The organism is Tenacibaculum pelagium (genome assembly GCF_014062345.1).
Taxonomy (GTDB): Bacteria; Bacteroidota; Bacteroidia; order Flavobacteriales; family Flavobacteriaceae; genus Polaribacter; species Polaribacter pelagius.
Window position 1 is genome coordinate 249017 of sequence record NZ_JACGLS010000004.1, and the last position, 19455, is coordinate 268471.

Annotated in this window: 9 protein-coding genes; 6 read left to right on the forward strand and 3 right to left on the reverse strand. The window is 31.7% G+C overall.

Features of this window, described 5'->3' with window-relative positions; genetic code table 11:
- Both H3Z83_RS10160 and H3Z83_RS10165 read left to right on the forward strand, forming a co-directional pair.
- Positions 1–2484 (forward strand): TonB-dependent receptor, encoded by a 2484-nt coding sequence (locus tag H3Z83_RS10160; protein WP_182125377.1) that lies wholly within the window; start codon positions 1–3, stop codon positions 2482–2484.
- 9 nt (positions 2485–2493) lie between these two features.
- Positions 2494–2766 carry a DUF3817 domain-containing protein gene (locus H3Z83_RS10165; protein WP_182125378.1) on the forward strand — a complete coding sequence of 91 codons (273 nt, stop codon included), beginning with the start codon at positions 2494–2496 and terminating at the stop codon, positions 2764–2766.
- A gap of 3 nt (positions 2767–2769) precedes the next feature.
- On the opposite strand, the gene moaD is transcribed toward H3Z83_RS10165, so the two are convergent.
- The 3 genes from moaD to H3Z83_RS10180 all read right to left on the reverse strand — a co-directional run bounded on the left by moaD (position 2770) and on the right by H3Z83_RS10180 (position 8226).
- The gene (gene moaD / locus H3Z83_RS10170; protein WP_182125379.1) at positions 2770–3009 is read right to left on the reverse strand and encodes a molybdopterin converting factor subunit 1; all 240 of its coding nucleotides are present in this window, start codon (positions 3007–3009) and stop codon (positions 2770–2772) included.
- Positions 3010–3018: 9 nt separating this feature from the next.
- Positions 3019–5484, reverse strand: a complete 2466-nt coding sequence (locus H3Z83_RS10175) for a DUF5686 and carboxypeptidase regulatory-like domain-containing protein (protein ID WP_182125380.1) — start codon at positions 5482–5484, stop codon at positions 3019–3021.
- A 132-nt stretch (positions 5485–5616) separates the two neighbouring features.
- Entirely contained in the window at positions 5617–8226 is a 2610-nt protein-coding gene (locus tag H3Z83_RS10180) for an AsmA family protein (RefSeq protein ID WP_182125381.1), read from the reverse strand.
- A 120-nt stretch (positions 8227–8346) separates the two neighbouring features.
- On the opposite strand from H3Z83_RS10180, the gene queG reads away from it, so the two are divergent.
- From queG to sov, 4 genes are all read left to right on the forward strand, one after another.
- A complete protein-coding gene (gene queG, locus H3Z83_RS10185) occupies positions 8347–9273 on the forward strand; it encodes a tRNA epoxyqueuosine(34) reductase QueG (protein WP_182125382.1) in 927 nt (308 codons plus the stop codon).
- 62 nt (positions 9274–9335) lie between these two features.
- Positions 9336–11618, forward strand: a complete 2283-nt coding sequence (locus tag H3Z83_RS10190) for an NADP-dependent malic enzyme (RefSeq protein WP_182125383.1) — start codon at positions 9336–9338, stop codon at positions 11616–11618.
- 79 nt (positions 11619–11697) lie between these two features.
- Positions 11698–12279: a Holliday junction branch migration protein RuvA gene (gene ruvA, locus H3Z83_RS10195; RefSeq protein WP_182125384.1), complete on the forward strand. Its 582-nt coding sequence runs from the start codon at positions 11698–11700 to the stop codon at positions 12277–12279.
- A gap of 20 nt (positions 12280–12299) precedes the next feature.
- Positions 12300–19445, forward strand: coding sequence for a T9SS outer membrane translocon Sov/SprA (sov, locus tag H3Z83_RS10200; protein WP_182125385.1), 7146 nt, complete (start codon positions 12300–12302; stop codon positions 19443–19445).
- The last annotated feature ends 10 nt before the right edge of the window (positions 19446–19455 follow it).

The following is a 19455-nucleotide window of genomic DNA, read 5'->3' on the forward strand; positions in this document are numbered from 1 at the left end:
ATGAAGCAAGTTGTAACTGTATTTTTTTTACTGATAATCACCTCTATTTTTTCGCAAAACCTTACTGTAATTGATGCCGAAACAGGTAAGCCAATTGAAGGTGTGGCGGTGTTTAATAAAACCAAAACCACTTCGGCAATTAGTAATGGTAGTGGTGTTGTAAATATTTCTGCTTTTAAGAAAGACGAACTTCTTGTTTTTTCTCATGTTACTTATGCTGAGTTTCAAGAAAAAAAATCTGCACTTAAGAAAAATGATTACCAAGTTTATTTATCTAAACACTCTGAGCAGTTAGATGAGGTTGTTGTATCCGTCTTTAAAAACAAAGCAAAAACCAATAGAATTGCTGAACAAATAGCGGTAGTTTCTGCTAAAGAAATACAAAAATTATCTCCTCAAACTTCTGCCGATTTATTAGCTAATATTCCAGGGGTTAAAGTTCAAAAATCTCAATTTGGAGGTGGTAGCCCTGTACTTAGAGGTATGGAGAGTAATCGTGTTTTATTAGTTGTTGATGGGGTAAGATTGAATAATGCAATTTATAGAAAAGGACATCTACAAAATTCTATAACAGTTAGTCCTAACTTACTAGATAGAACCGAAATTGTTTTTGGACCATCATCAGTTATTTATGGTTCTGATGCACTAGGTGGTGTGATTCATTATTACACGAAAACACCAAAGTTGTCGGAGAAGAATAATATTAAGGGAAGTCATTTTTTACGATACAGCTCAGTAAACAATGAAGTTACAAATACTGTTTCGACAGAACTTCAATTTAAAAAGTGGGCTTCTTTTACGAGTATATCGCATAGTAATTTTGGAGATTTAAAAATGGGTAAAAATCGTTCTCATGGTTTTGATGACTGGGGAAAAGTATATTTTTATTCTGATAATTTAAACGGAAACTATAATGAGAATCCTACCTTAAATAAAGATGTTAATCTTCAAAGAAATACAGGGTTTAGTCAAACAGATGTTTTGCAGAAGTTTTATGTTCCGTTATCAAAAAGTACCGATCTAAAAGTAAATATTCAATATTCTACATCTTCTAATGTTCCTCGTTTTGATAGGTTAACGGAACTTAAAAATGGAAACTTAAAGTTTGCAGAATGGTATTACGGTCCGCAAAAACGTTTGCTAATTTCACCTCAATTAGAAATTAATCCGAAGAAGAAATGGTTAGATAAGGGTACCATTACTTTTGCATATCAAAACGTTAAAGAAAGCCGTATTCAAAGAAAGTTTGGAAGCTTAGAAAGAACATATAGAGAAGAAGAAGTGGATGTTTTTAGCTTAAATGGTGATTTCACTGTACCATTGGCTAAAAAAAGGAATTTAGGTTATGGTTTTGAAGTAGCATATAACGATGTAGCTTCAATGCCTTCAGGAAAAATTTTAAATGTTGAGAACGGGAAAATAATAGGGTTTAATGGAAGTTTCCCTGTGCAATCTCGTTACCCAGATGGTGGAAGTAGTTACTTAAGTTCTGCTATTTATGCTGATTATCGTCAAGATATTAATGATAAGTCTACTTTAAATACAGGTGTTAGAGCAACGCATACTGTTTTAAAAGCAAAATGGATTGATAATACATTTATTAGTTTAGACGAAGATGATATTCATGTAGATAACCAGTCATTAACAGCAACCATTGGTTATGTATATAAACCTAATAGAACTTGGCAATTTAATAGTGTAATTTCATCAGGATTTAGATCTCCAAATATAGATGATGTTGGTAAAGTAAGAGAGAAAAACGGGGAGTTAACGATACCAAATACCGATTTAGGACCTGAGTTTGCTTATAATTTTGAAGTTGGATTACAGAAATATTTTAATAATAGAAAGTTTAGAGTTGGTGTAAACGCTTACTACACAATTATAGATCAAATAATTGTTAAAACTCCAATATTAGGTACTAATATAATTGCTTACGATGGAGAGAATTATTCGGCTGCTAACAACGAGATTTTAGCAAATCAAAACTTAGGAAGGGCATATATAACTGGTTTTACAGCTAGTTTTCAAGGGAGATTGCATAAAAACTGGAAAGCTTTGGGTACGGTTACCTATACTAAAGGACATACTTTTGATAAAGATGAAATATCAAGCGGACCACTATCTTCTATTCCTCCGTTATTTGGTAGGTTTGATTTAAACTATTCTAAAGGAAAGTTTGAAGCAGGTGCTAACATGGTTTTCAATGCTAAAAAAGATATTAAAGATTATAATTTAATAGAAGGAATAGACAATCAACAACAAACTCCAATAGTTGATGAAAATGCTACAAATGATGTTGATAAATATTACGGAACTCCAAGTTGGATGACCTTTGGATTGTATGGAAAATATGAAGTGAATTCTAATATCACTGTTCAAACACAATTAACTAATTTATTCGATCAGCATTACAGAGAATTTGCATCAGGAGTATCTGCTCCAGGACGTAATGTATCAGTATCGTTAATAACCAAATTTTAAAATACAAACATGATTAATTTTTTTAAACTAATTAGCTGGCTAGAAGGAATATCTTACATTCTATTGCTTTTTATAGCTACACCAATAAAATATTTACAAGGAAACCCAGAGTATGTAAAAATGTTAGGAATGCCTCATGGAATTTTATTCGTAATCTATATTGTTTTAGCTATCATGTTAAAGTATGAGCTTAAGTGGAGTAATAAAACTTTTGGAATGGTATGTTTACTATCAATCTTACCATTCGGAACATTCTTTGTCGGGAAGTATTTAAAAAAATAAATATTATCCTCCACTAACTGGAGGAATAATCGCAATTACATCATTTTTATTGATAATAGTCTCATCAGTAGCATAACTTTCGTTGACGGCTACTGCATAAGTGCTCATATTTTTCAATTGAGAATGTTGAGAAATTATTTCCTTAAAACTTGCAATAGTAGAATTAACAGGTAGTTCTATTTTAATAGAAGAACTACCTGCTAAATCTGTTGCAATACCAAAAAGCAGTACATTAATATTCATACTACGAAATTACAATTTAATTCCGAATACTACTCGATTTTCATTTCTTCCGTTAAAGTTAGAACGAGCAAAATCTACACGTAAAAAACGCCATTTACCAAAGCCAATATTGTCTAAACCAACCGCAAATTCAGTGTATGGTTTATTACCTACAGTAAACAACCCTTTTGCTCCAGTAACTAAATGAAAGTTTAATTTATTTAATAAAGGAATCTTACTTAAAAGAGCTCCTTTAAAATTATACTCTCCATGCAATTCGCCATATTTATCGTTTGTACTTAATTGATAGTATGGCAGCATATAAAAATTGTCTAAATAATTATCTTTTGGAGCAACTAATAAACGGTTTCCGTTAAAGTGCGCATAATCTATAAAAGGAATATCTTTCTTTTTTAAAAACACTCCACCTTTGGCTTTGTATTTGAATTCACCCCAGTTACTGAGGGAAATACGTTGATTTAATTGAGAATACACAACGTCTGAGTTCCACTCAGAATTACCAGAGCCAAAATTCTTTTTATAACCGATAAATAATGATGGATATTTTTTATTACCTACGTTATATTTTCCGTTTGGATATGATAAATATTTTTGACCAAAATTGATGTTGGCACCAACAGTAAACGACCACATTTTATGAGGTGTAAAAGATGAGGTGAAATTATTAGGTTCTTGCGGATTGTTAGAGGTATAGCTTACATCTTTTTTAGGAAACATTACATAATCTGCAGTGTTAAATAAAGGCTTTCTATCGGCAAATTCTAAAGAAGATGACATGTGTAATCCGTTAGTTACTTCTTGAGAAAAAGAAACTTTAGCAAAAGCCTTTTCATAAATCTTCATATAGTTTCTTTCAAATAAAACAGAGCTTATAGTGTTCCAAAATTTTGAAATAGGTTGTTTTGCATTAAATTGAGCCGTAGTAACACCTCCTGATATATTTAAAATAGGTCTTGTTGTATTATTCCATTTGTAATAAAAATAACCTGTAGGTCTTATTTCTTTATCAGAAAAACCATAGTTTACATTAGTGCCAAAGCCAAAATTCTTTCCTTTTTTATTAAGTGTTTTGTAGTAACTTAATCCTACCGAAGTATTCCAACCTTGAACGGTATTAAAGCTTAAATCTTCTATAGGAGATGATAGGTTAATCGACCATTTATTGTAAGAATCTCGGTATGAGTAACCAGAAACAATATCCATGATTCTAAACTTATTTTTTTTGCTGTCTATTGAGTCTAAATATTTTTTAGATTTTCTTACCGTTTTAATACTATCTTTCAATTTATAATCAGAAACTTCTTCTTTAGTTAGAGCTACAGGACGAATTTTATTCCAATACACAGAGTCTTTTTCGGTAGCATTTTCAGCGAATGATAAAATTTCACTTCCAAATGATTTTTCGGTATAATTAGGAGAGAAGTTATAGTTTGAATATGCGGCTGAGAATCTTCCATTAAAATTAAATCCAAACATACCCGCTTTAAAATCGATGGTTTGAGTAACAGGAACCCAAGCTTTGTTTTTAGGAGAGAAATTATAGTTTTGTTTTATGTGAAGTGTATCAATCATTGGCATGCTTACTTGATTTCCAGTTACAATAACATCAGCTCCGTAAATAGCCCAATCATCTTCAACAATATAAATAAAGCCGCTAAATACGCGATCATTTTTTCGTTTAGGTAATAATTGAATTTTATTAATCAATCGAGCATTTTTGTCGTAAAAAGTACCTGTTAATTTATAGTTGTAATAACTAAAAGCTCCATTAGAAATAGGAGAAATCATTTGGGACTCTGCTAGATTAAATGAATTTTCATAAAAATTAAAATCCACTTCTTCTGCTTGATTAAAACTAATTCCGTTATCACTACCAGAAACTTTTGAGGCAATAATATGTTCTTTAAAGTTTTTAGGTTTTTTCTGAAAGGAGATCTTTGAAATGGTTTCAGAGAGATATACAATACCGGTTCTCGTAGAATCTAAGCCACCGCCCATATCACCAATTTCTTGACCTAAAAATTTCTTAGGTAAGTTTTTAACTTTAAATAATCCACGAGAATAAAAATCAGCTTTATACTGAGCAAATTTATCTGTGTTTTTTGCTTTATTGGCAATAGCATTTCTAATAATTGCATTGGCAGGATTTTCTTTAGAAGAAATTAAAACTTCATCTAAAGCAACTTGTTCTTCAGAAAGACTTACATTTAAAATAAACGGAAATGAAGAGATGTCAACTTTTTTCTTTACGGTTTTAAATCCTAAAATTTGATAGACAATTGTGTGCTCTCCTTTTTTAGTTATTGCTAATTCATAATCTCCATTATCATTAGTCGTAGTTCCTGTAATACTATTTTCTAAATAGATACTTACAAAAGATAATGGTTTGTTGTTGTTCGTAGTTACTTTTCCTTTTACTTGAGCAAAGTTAATGGTAGTAAATACGAAGCATAGTAACGTAATTGTTTTTTTCATAGTTGGTTTTTCATATTCAAAGACAAACATAAATCAAGTACATCGTAATAAATGTTTAAAAGCTGTTAAATAAGTTGCAAAGAATTCTTAAATCATTAGACTAATAAAAAGTAAAAAAGGTTGCTTTTTTATTTAATGAACAGTGTCTTTTTTTACCGTTTTCTTCTTTTTCTTTCCAAATAATCCGCCTAAAACATCGGTTACTTTTTTCACGGTATTTTCAGTTTTATTAGAAGTCTTTGTAGAGTCTTTCTTTTTATTATCTAATAAACCTCCTAAAGTGTTTTTAATAAGGTTGTCTTTTTGTTGTTGAACCAACTTTTGAGTTAATCTAGTAACAGATGATGATAAGTCTGTTTTTACAGAAGGGTTAGACATGTTTCCTGTTATGTTTGCGGTAACTGGCACTGTAACGTTTTGGTCTTTTGTATTAAGTTTAGATAATAAACCTAGAACTTCATTTCCTAAATATTTAGCAGGAACATCAAAAGTTACATTATAGCTCATGCTTTGATCGAACCCATGACTACCCCCGATATTAATACCAATATCTTTGTATTTTAGTTTGAAAGGAGATACCTCTACTTTTCCTTCTTTAAAAGATAAATGTGTTTTAATGTCTGTTAAATCTAACTTTGTTAAGTCAATAAAAGAAAGTTTATTATTTAATAAGCCTAAGGCTTTAGTTTTTTCAGGATTTATATTAGTGGCTAATAATTCTGCTAAAGCTTTACCAGAAACAGAGGTTAAGTTAGGTGTAAAATCTTTATTTAAATTTCCGGATAAATTAATGTCGGAATTTAGTTTTCCGTTCATAGCACCAGCAATAGGTCCCAACGATTGCAGTAAATCTAAGCCATTAAAAGATTGTGCAATGTCAAACGATTTTATACCAAGTTTAAGCGCAAAGGTTGGTTGGTTTTGTTGGGTGTTCACTTCACCATTCATGGCGATTTGACCATTAAATATACCTGCATTTACATTCTGTAAAGTTGCTTTTTCATCTTTTAAATACAAAGTTCCTTTTACGTTTTTTAAAGTAAGATTGTCATAATACACCGTTTTAGCATCTGCTAAAATTTTACAATCTAAAAAAGCAGGAATTTTTAAAGATTCAGTTGGTTGCTCTTGCTGTGAAATATCTTCTTTATTTTCAGTTGAGCTTGTGTTCTCTTGCATAAAATCACTCACATGAAACGAATTAGAGTTTACGTTAAATGTTCCTTGAAGCTTTTTGTTTGAAAGTAAGAATCCTAATAAATTTTGAATTTTCCCAGTAGCGTTTAAATCACTCTTTCCTGTTTTGACATTAAACTTAGTAAGCGAAACAGTTGATGGGGTAAAATCTACTTTAGTGTTTTTTATATTGATAGGGTTTACAATGTCTTTAGAAGAAAAAACAAAATCGCTTACTTCAATATGACCATCATTTTTTATACGATTTAAGACGTTGTTTTGTATAGCTTTTACATCAAACTTGGTGTGTAAATTAGCTTTTAAAATACCACTTAACTCATTTTTTAAATTAATAGGGTAAGCTTGGTTTATATGGGCAAGATTTAGCGTTCCGTTTACGTTAGCATTTACCAAAGGGTTTGTGGTGATATTAGAAACAGTTCCTTTTCCAGAAAAAGTATCTTCATCAATTTTAAAAGATAAACCAGCAATATTTATATAAGTATTGGCGGTTTTTCCTGTTGTATTTTTTATCTGTGCATTAATGTTGATGTTTCTAACAGTTTTTGGTAAATCAGGGTATTTAAAAGAAGCATTGTTAGATTTAACAGCAATATCTAATTTCGGAATCGTATTATCGTCAATAATCCCGTCTATTTTCCCGTTAACACTAAAATCACCAGAGGTAGTTACATTGGATATATTTTTAGTATATGTTTCAGGAATCAACCCTAAGAAGTTTTTAAAATCTGAAGAGGGAGTTTTAAAATTAAGGTGTACTTCTTGATTCTTTTCATTGATTTGAACAAAGCCATCAAAAACTAAAGGTAAGTTGTTCAGTTTTGCTTCATTTTTTAGGAAAGAAAATTTTTGATTTATTAAGTTCATGCCTAAGATAGCATCCAATTCAATTTTTTGATTTTTAGCATAAGAAATTCCGTCCATTCCAAAGGAAACTATTGCAGAAGTTTTAGTATTTAGTTCTGAATTAGATTGAGAAAAATCACCACTTCCAGAGTGGTTAAAGTTGTTTAAGACAAGGTTTGTTTTACCTTTTTTATCATTGTATTTTATGGTTGAGTTTGTAATTTCATAAGAATCGATTGATAATCCGAAATTAGAAGGAGTTTCATCATCAAGATTTGCATCTTTTTTAACCTCTTCAGGTTTAGCAATATCATAATTTGCATTCCCTTTTTCATCAACCAATACATTTACCAAAGCTTCATCAATAGCAAATGATTTTATATTTAATTGTTCTGAAGTTTTTTTAAATAGCTCGGTGAGTTTTAAGCTAAGGTTGATTTCTTTTGCAAATAACAAAGTGTCATTTTTAAAAGGTTCGTTGTTAATTAAAGTTAAATTTGATAATTGCACCGAAGCATTAGGAAAATTTCTTAGTAAACTCAAGTTAGAGTCGCTAAAGTCAACTTGCGCATTTACATTATTGTTAATGGTTTGTTTTACTAAACCAATAATTTTATCTTGAAATAATAGTGGCACGCTTATTAATACAACAAAAAATGCGATAAGAATACCAATGGCTATTTTGTAAATCTTTTTCATGAAATAAGAAAGTTAACTTTATATACTAACGAACAAAGTTCTATAATTATTTGTTAAGTAAGAGTGAATAAAATTATAAAATAAAAGTTTGGTAATTTTGTTTTGCTAAAAACACAGGTTTTGATTCAGAAACAGCAATATTCAAGTTTTATAAAAGCTCAAGCGAAACGTTTGGGTTTTTTAGAATGTGGTATTGCAAAAGCTGATTTTTTAGAAGATGAAGCACCTAGATTAGAGGAGTGGCTAAAGAATGATTATCATGGCGAAATGCGTTATATGGAAAATCATTTTGACAAACGCTTAGATCCTCGTTTGTTGGTTGATGGAGCAAAATCAGTGATTTCATTATCCTATAATTATTTTCCAGAAGAAGTTCAACAAGAAGGAACTTATAAAGTTTCTAAATATGCCTACGGACAAGATTATCATCATGTAATAAAAGAAAAACTACGAGAGTTGTTACAGTTAATTAATGACGAGATTGGAGAAGTTTCAGGAAGGTGTTTTGTTGATTCAGCACCGGTTTTAGAACGCGCTTGGGCAGAAAAAGCAGGTTTGGGATGGAATGGAAAGCATACACTGTTAATACAAAAACAACAAGGTTCATTCTTTTTTTTAGCAGAGCTAATTATAGATTTAGAACTTGAGTATGATCAACCTTTTAAAACAGATCATTGTGGTGAATGTACTCGTTGTATAGATGCTTGTCCTACTCAAGCAATTTTACCGAATAATACTGTTGATGGTAGTAAATGTATATCGTATTTTACTATTGAATTAAAAGATGCTATTCCAACTGAATTTAAAGGGAAAACAGACGATTGGATGTTTGGTTGCGACACTTGCCAAGATGTTTGTCCGTGGAATCGTTTTTCAAAACCACATTCAGAACCGTTGTTTAAACCACAAGAAAACTTGTTAGAAATGACACAAAGAGATTGGCAAGAATTAACGCAAGATACTTTTAGTAAGGTGTTTAAGAAATCGGCAGTTAAAAGAACTAAGTTTTCTGGATTAACAAGAAATATTCAATTTCTCCAAGATTAAAACATAAGAAAATCCTTTCCATGAAAAGCGTATATTTGTAGGTTCAAACAAACAACAAACCTATGAGTGATTCTAGAAAGAGGCACGAAGCTTTACTATATCATGCAAAACCAAAACCAGGGAAAATTGCAGTAGTACCTACCAAAAAATATGCAACACAACATGATTTATCGTTGGCATATTCTCCTGGGGTAGCAGAGCCTTGTTTAGAAATAGCAAAAGATAAAAACAACGTTTATAAATATACAGCTAAAAGTAACTTAGTAGCAGTGATCTCTAATGGAACAGCAGTTTTAGGTCTTGGGGATATCGGTCCTGAAGCCTCAAAACCAGTAATGGAAGGTAAAGGGTTGTTGTTTAAAATCTTCGCAGATATTGATGTTTTTGATATTGAAGTTGACGCTACCGATGTTGATAAATTTGTTGAAACGGTAAAAGCAATTGCTCCCACTTTTGGAGGAATAAACCTTGAGGATATTAAAGCACCAGAGGCTTTTGAGATTGAAAGAAGATTAAAAGAAGAATTAGATATTCCTGTAATGCATGATGATCAGCATGGAACAGCTATCATCTCTGCAGCAGCGTTAAAAAACGCATTAGAAATTATTAAAAAAGATATTTCTAAAGTTCAAATTGTAGTTAACGGAGCTGGTGCAGCAGCAATTTCATGTACTCGTTTGTATTTAGCATTAGGCGCTAAACGCGAAAACGTAGTAATGTGTGATAGTAAGGGTGTTATTAGAGAAGATAGAGATAATTTAACTTCACAAAAAGCAGAGTTTGCAACCGATAAAGATGTAAATACTTTAGAAGAAGCAATGCATAATGCAGATGTGTTTATAGGACTTTCTAAAGGAAATGTTGTTACACCAGAGATGTTGTTGTCGATGGCTAAAGACCCTATTGTGTTTGCAATGGCAAATCCAGAGCCAGAAATAGGATACGATTTAGCGATAGCAACTCGTGATGATATTATTATGGCTACTGGTAGGTCAGATCACCCTAATCAAGTAAATAATGTACTTGGTTTTCCATTTATTTTTAGAGGAGCATTAGATGTACGTTCTACAAAAATTAATGAAGAAATGAAGATGGCAGCCGTTCATGCTTTAGCAGATCTAGCTAAACAGTCGGTACCAGAACAAGTAAATATTGTTTATGACGAGGTAAGTCTTTCTTTCGGAAAAGAATACATTATTCCAAAGCCTTTTGATCCAAGATTAATTTATGAGATTCCACCAGCGATTGCAAAAGCCGCTATGGATTCTGGAGTAGCAAAAGAACCAATAACTGATTGGGATAAATACCGTGAAGAGTTAATGGATCGTTCAGGAACGGGAAGCAAGGAGGTGCGTTTATTGCATAACCGTGCTAAGAAAGACCCTAAAAGAGTAGTGTTTGCTGAAGCAGATCATTTAGATGTGTTAAAAGCGGCTCAAAGAGTTTATGAAGAGAAAATAGGGATTCCTATTTTATTAGGAAAAAAGGAGATAATTCTTGAGTTAAAAGAAGAATTAGGATTTGATGCTGATGTGTTAATTATTGACCCTAAAACTTCTGAAGAAAAAGAAAGAAGAATACGATTTGCACAAACTTTTTGGGAATCTAGAAGAAGAAAAGGAATTACATTATTAGAGTCTCAAAAATGGATGCGTGAACGTAACTATTTTGCTGCAATGATGGTAAATACTGGAGAAGCAGATGCTTTAATTACTGGATATTCTAGACCTTATCCATCGGTTGTAAAACCAATGTTAGAATTAATCGAAAAGGACAAAGGAGTTACTCGTGTAGCAGCAACAAATATGATGTTGACTAAACAAGGACCAATGTTTTTAGCAGATACTACAATTAATATTAATCCTACAGCGAAAGATTTAGCAAAGATTTCTCAGTTAACATCTGTGTTGGCAAAAATGTTTGGTATGAAACCTCACATTGCGATGTTAGGTTTTTCTAACTTCGGATCTTCAAAGTCTGAAAGTTCAGTAAAAATAAGAGAAGCAGTTTCTTATATACATCGTCATCATCCTCATGTAATTGTAGATGGAGAATTACAGGCAGATTTTGCGTTAAATCCTGAGTTGTTAGCTAAAGAATTCCCTTTCTCTAAACTGAATGGTAAAAGAGCAAATATTTTAATTTTCCCAAATTTAGAATCAGCAAATATTACTTATAAACTAATGAAGCAGGTTGATGGAGTAGAATCTATTGGTCCAATTTTATTAGGAATGAGTAAGCCTGTTCATATTTTACAGTTAGGAGCAAGTGTAGATGAAATGGTAAATATGGCTGCTGTTGCAGTTGTTGATGCGCAAAATAAAGCAAGAAAAGCAAAGAAATAATACGCCTTTTAAATCCTTTTAAGTTAGGTTTTTGAAAAGAAATATTTTGTCTACTTTAGACAAATAGAAAATCAATTAAATGATAACACAAATAAAGGGGAAACTTGTGGAGAAAAATCCTACCTATGCAGTAGTTGATTGCAACGGAGTAGGATATTTAATGCATATTTCTTTAAATACATATTCAGCATTACCAGATGATGAAAGTGTATTGTTGTACACTCACTTATCTGTTAGAGAAGATGCGCATACTTTATTTGGTTTCGCAAATAAAATTGAACGAGAAGTGTTTCGTTTGTTAACTTCGGTATCCGGAGTTGGTCCAAGTACAGCTCGAACAATGTTATCATCAATGACTTCTAAAGAAATACAACAAGCAATAGCATCTGAAGATGTAAAGCTAATTCAATCAGTTAAAGGTATTGGTGCTAAAACTGCTCAAAGAGTAATAGTTGATTTAAAAGACAAAATACTTAAAACCTTTGATTTAGATGAAGTTTCGGTTGTGCAAAACAATACAAATAAAGAAGAAGCGTTATCTGCTTTAGAAGTACTTGGTTTTGCTCGTAAACAAGCAGATAAAGTAATAGGGAATATACTAAAAGAAACACCTGATGCTAGTGTTGAAAAGCTAATAAAACAGGCGTTGAAAAACTTATAAAAAGGTTGGAGAAAACAGTTATGAATAAATTGTTTACAACACTTGCTATCTTAGTAAGTGTTGTTTCGTTTTCACAAAATACGCAAACTAACAGTGTAAATGCTGTAAAAAATGATACCGTAACACCTCTAAAATATAATTTTAAGTACAACCAAAACGGAAGCTTATTTTTACAAAATCCAACAGAGAAAGTTGTTACCTACGATAAAGCATTAAATAAATTTGTTCTTGTAGAAAAAATTGGAGACTATTATGTGGGTACGCCAATTTTTATGACTCCAGAAGAGTATGATAAGTATCGATTAAAAAACGACTTAAAAGGCTATTTTAAAGAAAAGGTAGATGCTTCAAATCCTAAGAAAAAAGGGAATAGAAACGCCAAAAGAAATTTATTACCGAAGTATTATGTAAACTCTAAGTTTTTCGAATCGGTTTTTGGAGGAAATACAGTTGAAGTTATTCCTTCAGGACAAGTAAATATTAAATTAGGAGGGATTTATCAGAAAAATGAGAATCCTCAAATTTCAATCGAAAACCAAAGTAGTTTTACTTTCGATTTTGATCAGCAAATAAGTGCAAGTTTACAGGCTAAAGTTGGTAAACGACTAAAAGTAACTGCGAATTACGACACACAATCGACTTTCGATTTTCAAAATATTATTAAATTAGAATATACGCCTACCGAAGACGATATTATTAGAAATATTGAAGCAGGTAATATTAGTATGCCCATTAAAAACTCGTTAATTAATGGAGCACAGGCTTTATTTGGTGTAAAAACAGAATTACAGTTTGGAAAAACATATATAACCGCTGCTTTTTCTCAACAAAACTCTCAATCCAGAACAGTAATTGCAGAGGGTGGCGCAACTATTGAACCTTTTGAATTAAGAGCATCTGATTATGATAATGATCGTCACTTCTTTTTATCACAATATTTTAGAGAAAATTATAAAGAATCGTTAAATAATTACCCTTTAATTAATAGTCCAATAAATATTACAAGAGTCGAAGTTTGGGTAACTAACAGAAACCAAAATGTAACTGATTATCGTAGTATTGTAGCACTTGCCGATTTAGGTGAGTCTAGCGATACAAATGAGGTGAACCCTACAGAAATTACTACAGTAGGAGGAGCGGTAACTGTAAATATGAAGAGGTTACCATACAATGAGGTTAATAACTTAAATAATTTATTAAGCGCGACAGTAGGAGGTATTAGAGATGTAGCATCTGTAGATACAGCTATTGGAACAGAAGTTCCGCCTCAACAAGGGTTTAATTATTCATACTTGCAAAATGCTCGTAAATTACAAGCAAATGAATTTACATTGCATCCACAATTAGGATTTATTTCTTTAAATAGAAGGTTAAATGATGGAGAAGTTTTAGCTGTAGCTTATGAATATACGGTGGTTGGAGCGTCAAATAGTGAAACGGTATTTAAAGTTGGAGAATTTTCGAATGATGGTATTGTAGCACCAGCAAACATTGTAGTAAAATTATTACGCAGTGAAATTTTAAATACGGTACGTCCAAATACTTCCACACCAACAAGTCTTGGAGAACCTTTTCCAACATGGCGTTTAATGATGAAAAATGTGTATGCGTTAGGAGCTTTTCCATTACAGCGTGATGGTTTTCGTTTTGAGTTATTATATAGAGATGATGAAACAGGGACATTACTAAACACATTACAGAATGCTTTAACACCGGGGATTGCAGATAAACCTTTATTACGAATTTTAAATCTTGATAAGTTAGATCAGAGTCAGTATGCTGTACCTAATGGAGATGGTTTTTTCGATTATGTAGATGGAGTTACAGTAAATTCTCAAAGAGGTTATGTGTTATTTCCAGAGCCAGAACCTTTTGGAGCAGATCTTAAAAGTCAATTATCATCTGCTACTGATGAGGAAAAATATGTGTTTGAAGAACTATATTTAACGACTAAAATTCAAGCAAAAAACGAATATCAAAATTTAGATAAGTTCTTTTTAAAAGGATACTTTAAATCTGAAACAAGCAGAGGTATTTCTTTAGGAGCATTTAATGTGCCTAGAGGTTCTGTTCGTGTTACCGCAGGTGGTAGACAATTAGTAGAGGGAATAGATTACGTTGTAGATTATCAACTAGGACGTGTACAAGTTTTAGATCCAGGATTGGAAGCTTCTGGTATTCCAATTAATGCAACAGTTGAGAATAATACGTTCTTTAATCAACAAAGAAAAACATTTTTTGGTGTTGATGTAGAACATCGTTTTTCAGATAAGTTTATTTTAGGAGGTACATTTTTAAATGTAAGTGAGAGACCAATAACACCAAAAGTAAATCTTGGAGGAGAACCGATTGATAATGTAATGTTAGGTTTAAATGTAGATTATTCTGCCGAAGTTCCTTACTTAACAAAGCTAGCAAATAAATTACCTTTTGTTGAAACTGATGCGCCGTCTAATGTATCGGTAAGAGCAGATTTTGCGTACCTGTTACCAGGAGCACCAAGCGGAATTAATGTAGATGGTACAGCCACTTCTTATCTAGATGACTTTGAAGCATCACAAATACCTATAAACTTAAGTTCACCACAGCAATGGTTTTTAGCGAGTACGCCAGAATCTCAAGGGTTTGATGGAGGAACTTTTGATTTATCATACAATTATAAAAGAGGGAAAATAGCTTGGTATAATATCGATCAACTTTTTTATGGTACAGGTAATAGACCTAGTAATATTGATGAGAATGAATTGTCAAGAAACGAAGTTCGTCAAATTCGTTATAACGAACTATTTCCAGATACTGATCTAGATATTACACAGCAAAATTTAGTTAGAACTTTAGATTTAGCGTATTATCCATCAGAAAGAGGACCTTATAATTATAATCAGAATGCAAGTACAGTTCTTCCTGAAGAACGTTGGGGAGGTATAATGCGTCCTTTAACAACAAATAATTTTGAACAGGCCAATGTAGAATATATTCAGTTTTGGGTTATGGATCCTTATGAAGATTATTCGATCACAGAAGCTGAAGGTTTACCAGCAGGATTAAATCCTCAAGATCCATCAAATCAAGTGGGGAAATTATTTATTAATTTAGGTAATGTTTCTGAGGATATTTTAAAGGATGGTAGAAAACAATATGAGAATGGTTTACCAGCTGATGGTAATAAAATAGACGGAACTAATGTTAATTCAACTGATTGGGGTAATATCCCAATTAACCCATCAATACTATATGCTTTCGATTCTAGCAACGATGCAAGAACAAACCAAGATATTGGGTTAGATGGTTTAACAGATGAGGAAGAAAGAGCAAAGTACCCAGCATTTGCATCTTTAGATGATCCTGCAGGAGATAACTTTCAATTTTTTAGAGGTGGAGCAATTGAGGATTCAAATCCATCAGTTTTATCACGTTATAAAGATTTTAACGGAACAGAAGGTAATTCGCCAACAGTAAGTCAGTCAAATGAAGCTTTCCCAACCTCTTCAACTGCATATCCAGATGTAGAGGATATTAATAAGGATCAAACCATGAATCCTGTAAATAGCTATTTTGAATACGAGGTTTCATTTAATAAAGCAGATTTACAAGTAGGTCAAAACCATATTATTGATGTAAAAAGCACACCAATAACATTATCAAATGGTGCAACAAGAAATACTACATGGTATCAGTTTAGAATTCCTGTTCGAAATGTAGGTGTAAATGGTGCTAAAGCAATTAATGGAATTACTGATTTTAATAGTATACGTTTTATCAGAATGTTTCTTACGCAGTTTAAAATGCCAGTTGTATTACGTTTTGGAGAGTTAGAATTAGTGCGTGGTGATTGGAGACGATATACAAAAGTGTTGCCAAGTACGACAACTCCTGTGAATTTAGACCCAGAAGAGTTAAATAAATTTGAAGTAGGAGTAGTAAGTATTGAGCAAAATCAAGAACGATACGCCCTTCCTCCAGGAATTCAAAGAGAACAATTACAAGGAACAAATAGAATTCAGCGTCAAAATGAACAATCGGTTACATTAAAAGTTACAGACTTACCAGCTGGTGACATAAGAACTATTTATAAAAACATTAGTATTGATATGCGTAGGTATAAAAAAATGCGTATGTTTTTGCATGCTGAAGATCCTGAAAGACTTGCAAAAGAAGAAGACCCAACAAACGCAGTAGCAATTATTCGTTTAGGAACCGATTTAAATGATAACTATTACGAAATCCACAAGCCATTAACTTATAGTGTGCAGAATCCTGGAGAAACTCCACAAGGAGAAAAAGTTTGGCCAGAAACCAATGATTTAGAAGTGCCTTTACAAGAACTAGCAAACTTAAAAATAGAAAGACCGACTGGGGCAGGAACAAGTATTACAGAAGTATTTCCTGGAGAAACCTCAAACGGACTTAAAATTTTTGTTAGAGGGAATCCTACTTTAGCCCAAATTAACACCGTTATGTTAGGGGTAAAAAACACTTCTACTACAGAGACAAATACTATAGAGGTTTGGTTTAATGAGTTACGTGCTGTAGGTTTTGATAATAAAGGAGGATGGGCGGCAGTATTAAACGCAGATGCAAATCTTGCCGATGTAATGGATGTTTCTATAGCTGGTAGAATGTCTACCATTGGTTTTGGTAATGTAGAAGATCGCGTACAGCAAAGAAGTATAGAAGAAATAAAACAATATAGTGTAGCAACTAATGTTCAATTAGGTAAAATGATGCCTAAAAAATGGAACATGCAAGTGCCTATGAGCTATAGTTACGGTGAAGAGTTTAGAGATCCTAAGTACGACCCTCAATTTCAGGATGTTGAATTAAAGGATGCATTAGATAAAAACCCAAACAGCAAAAATGCTCAAGATTATACAAGTAGAAAGAGTATTAGTTTTATTAATGTAAAGAAGAATCGTAATCCGGAGAGTAAGAAAAAACCAAAGTTTTACGATGTAGAAAACTTCTCGGTTTCTTATGCGCATAATGAAGAGTTTCATAAAGATTATAACATACAGAAGTATGTAAATAAAAATGTAATGGCTGGTGCTAGTTATAATTTTACTTTTAAGCCATTTGTTATTGAGCCATTTAAGAAATCAAAAAAACTAAGTAGTAAATATTTAAAATTCATAAAAGATTTAAATATTAATCCGGTACCAAAAACGATTGCAATTAACTCAAGAATTAATAGAAATTTTAATTCGCAACAGTCAAGAAACCTTATCGATTTACCAGTTGCACAACCAGAATTAACTCAAAGAAGATTCTTGTTTAATTGGGATTATACAATTGGATTTGATTTAACAAAGTCATTACAGTTAAACTTTAACGCAACAAATAATAATATTTACGATAGTTTTGGACAGGACGAAGAGTTAGAAATTTATGATAAATTCTTTACCACTGGTAGACCAGATAATTATCATCAAAAGTTAAATGCAACCTACAAGTTGCCGTTAAATAAATTTCCTTTCTTAAGTTTTATCTCTGCTGATTATGGTTATACAGCAGATTTCGATTGGAAGTCAAGTGCGCAAAGTAATTTAATATTACCTAACGGAGAAGAACTTAGCTATACCGATGCTGTAGGTAATATGATTCAGAATGCGAACACACATAATTTAAATACAAATATTGATTTTGGGCGTTTTTATAAAATTTTAGGGCTTGATAAATTATTATTAAAAGGAACAAGAAAGAAGCCAGTTAAAAAAGGATCAGTAGCTCTAGGTGCTAAAAAAGGAACTCAAAAAGCTAAACTAAAAAAGAATGCTTCTTTCGGACAAAAAGTAATGAAAGGTTTTTATGATGTGCTAACATCGGTAAAAAGAGCAAAAATTAGCTATTCTCAAAATAACGGAACTTTATTACAAGGGTATAAACCATCTGTTGGTTTCTTAGGAAGAAGTAATTCGGCAGGAAGTTTAGCACCTACCTTCGGATTTGTATTTGGTAGTCAAACAGATATTTTAAATAGAGCTATTGAAAACAATTGGTTAGTTACAAGAACAAGTCAAGACGATCCAAACCAACCTTATTATAGTAAGAATTACGGGAAAACTAGTTATAAGAAATTAGATTATAATATCTCTGTAAAACCATTTAAAAGCTTAACGATAGATTTAATAGGAACTAGAATTCAAACTAGTAACTTAAATCAACAGTTAGATGTAATTTTAAAAACTGGAGGAGATCCTAACGATCCAACAGATTATCACCAAGATCCTTTTATAAAGCCATTCGAGACAGGAAATTATAGTATTAGCCACTTTATGTTAGGAACTATTTTTACTGATAATGAAACTTTGTACCAGAATTTCTTAGACTACAGAAGTACAATCGCTAATAGATTGGCTACAACAAGTCAACCAATAGCTGGTTTTAAAGAAAGTGGTCAGCAAGTAATGTTACCAGCATTTATAGCAGCTTATTCAGGTAATAGTCCTAATTCTGTAGATACAGGAATCTTTAAAAACATTCCAATTCCTAATTGGACTTTACGTTTTAATGGGTTAATGAAGTATAAATGGTTTAAAAAGAATTTCTCATCATTCACTTTATCGCACGGTTATAAATCATCATATACAATTGGTAATTACACCAATAATTTACAATATGATTCAGATAATTTAACAAATACAAATACTTCTGGGAATTATCAACCAGAACACTTAATTTCGTCGGCAACATTAATTGATGAGTTTTCACCATTAATGAAAGTTGATTTCAGAATGAAGAATTCTTTTTCTTTTAAAGGAGAAATAAGAAGAGATCGAAGTTTAACATTAAACTTTAACAACAATACTTTAACAGATATTAAAGGAACAGAATATGTTGTAGGGTTTGGATATAAAATTAGAGATGTTAAATTTGTAACACATTTTACAGGAAAGAAAGAAACGTTAAAAGGAGATATTAATTTAAGAGCAGATATTTCGTTAAGAGATAATTTAACCTTAATAAGAAGTGTAGATACAGAGAATAACCAGATAACAGGAGGAGAGAAATTATTCGGTTTAAAGTTTATTGCCGATTATAATCTGAGTAGTAATTTAACTGCGTCGTTTTATTACAATCATCAAACATTCCAATATGCTGTTTCTACTACTTTTCCAAGGCAATCAATTAACGCAGGAATTAATTTAATATATAACTTAGGAAACTAAAACAAAGAAT

Excerpts from the sequence above, each read along its gene's own strand:
- H3Z83_RS10180 (WP_182125381.1), bottom strand. The coding sequence starts at position 8,226 with ATGAAAAAGATTTACAAAATAGCCATTGGTATTCTTATCGCATTTTTT.
- H3Z83_RS10160 (WP_182125377.1), top strand. The coding sequence starts at position 1 with ATGAAGCAAGTTGTAACTGTATTTTTTTTACTGATAATCACCTCTATT.
- H3Z83_RS10175 (WP_182125380.1), bottom strand. The coding sequence starts at position 5,484 with ATGAAAAAAACAATTACGTTACTATGCTTCGTATTTACTACCATTAAC.
- H3Z83_RS10165 (WP_182125378.1), top strand. The coding sequence starts at position 2,494 with ATGATTAATTTTTTTAAACTAATTAGCTGGCTAGAAGGAATATCTTAC.
- ruvA (WP_182125384.1), top strand. The coding sequence starts at position 11,698 with ATGATAACACAAATAAAGGGGAAACTTGTGGAGAAAAATCCTACCTAT.
- sov (WP_182125385.1), top strand. The coding sequence starts at position 12,300 with ATGAATAAATTGTTTACAACACTTGCTATCTTAGTAAGTGTTGTTTCG.
- moaD (WP_182125379.1), bottom strand. The coding sequence starts at position 3,009 with ATGAATATTAATGTACTGCTTTTTGGTATTGCAACAGATTTAGCAGGT.
- H3Z83_RS10190 (WP_182125383.1), top strand. The coding sequence starts at position 9,336 with ATGAGTGATTCTAGAAAGAGGCACGAAGCTTTACTATATCATGCAAAA.